This window comes from Acinetobacter entericus (assembly GCF_026168575.1).
In the GTDB taxonomy this organism is placed as follows: domain Bacteria; phylum Pseudomonadota; class Gammaproteobacteria; order Pseudomonadales; family Moraxellaceae; genus Acinetobacter; species Acinetobacter bouvetii.
The window spans coordinates 1-2598 of the sequence record NZ_JAPEQW010000080.1; the positions used below are offsets into that span (position 1 = coordinate 1).

9 protein-coding genes are annotated in these 2598 nt (G+C 43.5%); all 9 read right to left on the minus strand.

What is annotated here, in order from left to right:
- A partial coding sequence (locus tag OKC24_RS19410) for a metallophosphoesterase (RefSeq protein WP_368859742.1) occupies positions 1-150 on the minus strand: 150 nt, incomplete at its 3' end.
- A 9-nt stretch (positions 151-159) separates the two neighbouring features.
- Complete coding sequence (locus tag OKC24_RS19415) at positions 160-564, minus strand: DUF1064 domain-containing protein (protein WP_265466260.1); 405 nt, start codon at positions 562-564, stop codon at positions 160-162.
- On the minus strand, positions 561-734 hold the full coding sequence (locus OKC24_RS19420; protein WP_165381221.1) for a hypothetical protein: 174 nt from the start codon (positions 732-734) through the stop codon (positions 561-563). Before OKC24_RS19420 ends, OKC24_RS19415 begins: the two co-directional genes overlap by 4 nt.
- On the minus strand, positions 727-1065 hold the full coding sequence (locus OKC24_RS19425; protein ID WP_130148808.1) for a hypothetical protein: 339 nt from the start codon (positions 1063-1065) through the stop codon (positions 727-729). The genes OKC24_RS19420 and OKC24_RS19425 overlap by 8 nt, the downstream gene beginning before the upstream one ends.
- The gene (locus OKC24_RS19430; RefSeq protein ID WP_130148810.1) at positions 1058-1282 is read right to left on the minus strand and encodes a hypothetical protein; all 225 of its coding nucleotides are present in this window, start codon (positions 1280-1282) and stop codon (positions 1058-1060) included. Before OKC24_RS19430 ends, OKC24_RS19425 begins: the two co-directional genes overlap by 8 nt.
- Before the next feature lie 2 nt (positions 1283-1284).
- Entirely contained in the window at positions 1285-1488 is a 204-nt protein-coding gene (locus tag OKC24_RS19435) for a hypothetical protein (protein WP_265466261.1), read from the minus strand.
- Positions 1485-1775, minus strand: a complete 291-nt coding sequence (locus tag OKC24_RS19440) for a hypothetical protein (RefSeq protein WP_265466262.1) — start codon at positions 1773-1775, stop codon at positions 1485-1487. Before OKC24_RS19440 ends, OKC24_RS19435 begins: the two co-directional genes overlap by 4 nt.
- Positions 1772-2035 carry a helix-turn-helix domain-containing protein gene (locus OKC24_RS19445; protein WP_265466263.1) on the minus strand — a complete coding sequence of 88 codons (264 nt, stop codon included), beginning with the start codon at positions 2033-2035 and terminating at the stop codon, positions 1772-1774. Before OKC24_RS19445 ends, OKC24_RS19440 begins: the two co-directional genes overlap by 4 nt.
- A partial coding sequence (locus OKC24_RS19450; RefSeq protein WP_265466264.1) for a DNA adenine methylase occupies positions 2032-2598 on the minus strand: 567 nt, incomplete at its 5' end. The genes OKC24_RS19450 and OKC24_RS19445, both read right to left, overlap by 4 nt.

Sequence of the window (2598 nt, forward strand, 5' to 3'; positions counted from 1 at the left end):
AAGATCACCAACCGCAACAAGCAGGTCATTTTCAAAATCAAAACCGATTTCATTCAAGCGATTCATAAGCAAGTTGTAGCAACCATGAATATCACCAACCGCATATAGCTTGCCTGTAATTTCTTTATACCAAACTTCTACTAATGCCATACCCTGCCCTCAAACTTCTTTAATATCGATGTCGTGTACTGTTTTCATTAAGTGTTTCTTATTGCGATAACTCGCCAACTTCCGCGTTATCGCCGACTTCACATCCTCAACCACAAAGGCCCCATTTTCGATGTATGTGAAATCTGCGAAATACCTCAATTCAGGTTTTGCCCTTTTCTCTCCCTCCAGTTTCACTTTGGGTGCCAAGACAAATTTGAACTGACACTTAAGCTCTGAAATTTCTCCCCGCTGCATTAACGCTGTAAGCTCGATATAGCGCTTGTATTCTTTGACGCTATCAAACTTCATTCCGTCCTTTTCAATACGCTGTGCGTTGTATTTGCTGCGCCCTGATTTAGCTTTAGCCTTGGGCGCATATTGAGCGTGATATTCAGCGAGTGGGATGCTGGTCATTCAAGCAATCCATTTAGTGCATCATCAAAATGATCCGCCAGCTCATTCGCCTCTGACCTTGTTTTAACTTGCTCCAGTAAGTGCCAGAAACCACCACAGTCATAACCAACACACCAAACTCGATTAATTCGACGAACTTTATGAATAATTAAGTATTTGCGTTTACTCATGCTCACCTCGCAGGATTTTTTCTTTATCAGCCAAACAGGAAATTGCTTTTCGAACCTTGATGCTAATTTCTTCACGTTTCCAAGAGCCAATAACAGCAGCTCTCATTCGACTTAGTGCATCGACTGCCTCTAATCGCCCCTGCAACTCATCCCGCTCTTTTTTCATTTGGATGTAACACTGCTCCATGCTGTTTAGCTGGATTTTAAGTGCATCAATTTTGGCTTGCTGAAAATCCCATGCCATTTCGGAAACCTTGTGTTCATTACCAAGGAAATAAAGAGTTTCCCCATTTGCATTTAGGCTTTTAAACCATTGCTCGTGTTCACTCATGCTCACCTCGTTCCAAATCTACTAAGCCAAACTTGAATTGCTCTGCCAACTCAGTGCATATAGCCAAAGCAATACTTAATTCAATTTTGATTTCCAGCTCATCAATTTTTACTAAGAGAAAATCCTCATTCTTCACATCTTGAACAGAAACGCTGCTATGCCCATATCCTGTGTCTTCAATAGTCAAATGTGTGATTTCGGTTGTGATATTAGCCACGCTCAACCACCCACAACCAATTTGAAAATTAAAATGACAAGGATTAGCGAAGCAAAAAAACCTAGTCCAAAACTAAAACCTCGGTTCATCCATTCCCAAACAGCACCATTGTTAAATCCACCGCTTGCCCATTTCCAGAAAAACTTGATTGCAAAAAATACGAAAACGCTTAGTAATAGGCAGATTAAAAAGTCTTTGTTATTCATCCTTCAATCACCCTCGTAGTCGGCGCAATATGATTCCGAATGTCTGATACAAAGTCAGTGCGGTCATGGTCTGCGATGGTGGCGCGGAGGTCAGAGATTAAAACTGGATGAAAACCTTTAGTTCTAAAATACAAGCCATCATTGTCAGTAATATTCCACTGCTCATGAATTCCGTTGTGAAACATAAATTCAGGTGTTTCACGGAAGTAGTATCCATTCTCATAACTCTCCGCATTTGATGGCGCCCCATCCACAATTTCCCGCATTTGTTCGATTGTTAGGTTCATTGGCTCACCCCAAATAACTGTTTTGCTTTTCCGCTCAAGTAATACCGATATTCACGATCCCCGCTGCCGACGATGTAAATCAGCCCAATATCAGCAAGCGTTTTCAGATACCGCTGCACCGCGCGGCGGGATAAGTCCGGCATGACTTGCTGCTGGATCTCGGTCGTAGTAGCCACTGGCATATGCTTGATTGCCAGCAGTGTGTCTATGCCACGGTTTAGTACTGCAGCTTTGGCGTAATTGGCTTGGCGCTCGTTCATGCGGCACCACCGAATAAATCAGGTTGAGCCGCTGCAGGATTCATCCATAAGCATTCAATTCTTGTATCTGTGCCACGGCCAGATGAAATACGCGCTTTAGTTTCAATACGCTTCCAACCAGCCAGCATGTCGTCATACATTTCATTCGGATAACCCGAAAGCATGACCATGCCTTCCAGCTCGAGTAATGTTCTTAGTAAATCTTGATGATCTTTATCACTCATTTCATGTCTGTAAATTCGGCCCGTCTTGGCACCGTCGTAACGTGTGTCCATCACATATGGCGGATCTACATAGTGCAAAGTCGATTCAGCATCATGATCTTTTAAAACTTGAATGGCTGGACGATTCTCAATAAGCACGCGACTCAAGCGCTGGCCAATAAGCTGCAAATGTTCAGGATAGGTAGCCCATAGCGCTTGTGCTGTTCCATATTGGCGCTTTGTATCGATTCGAAACCCTGTGATGCCCTTTGTGGCTCCAGCAGATCCAAAGCCCATCTGTGCTCGTACACATATGCGGCGCGCCCGTTCAATTTTGTTTTCTGCCGGTTCCCATGCTTT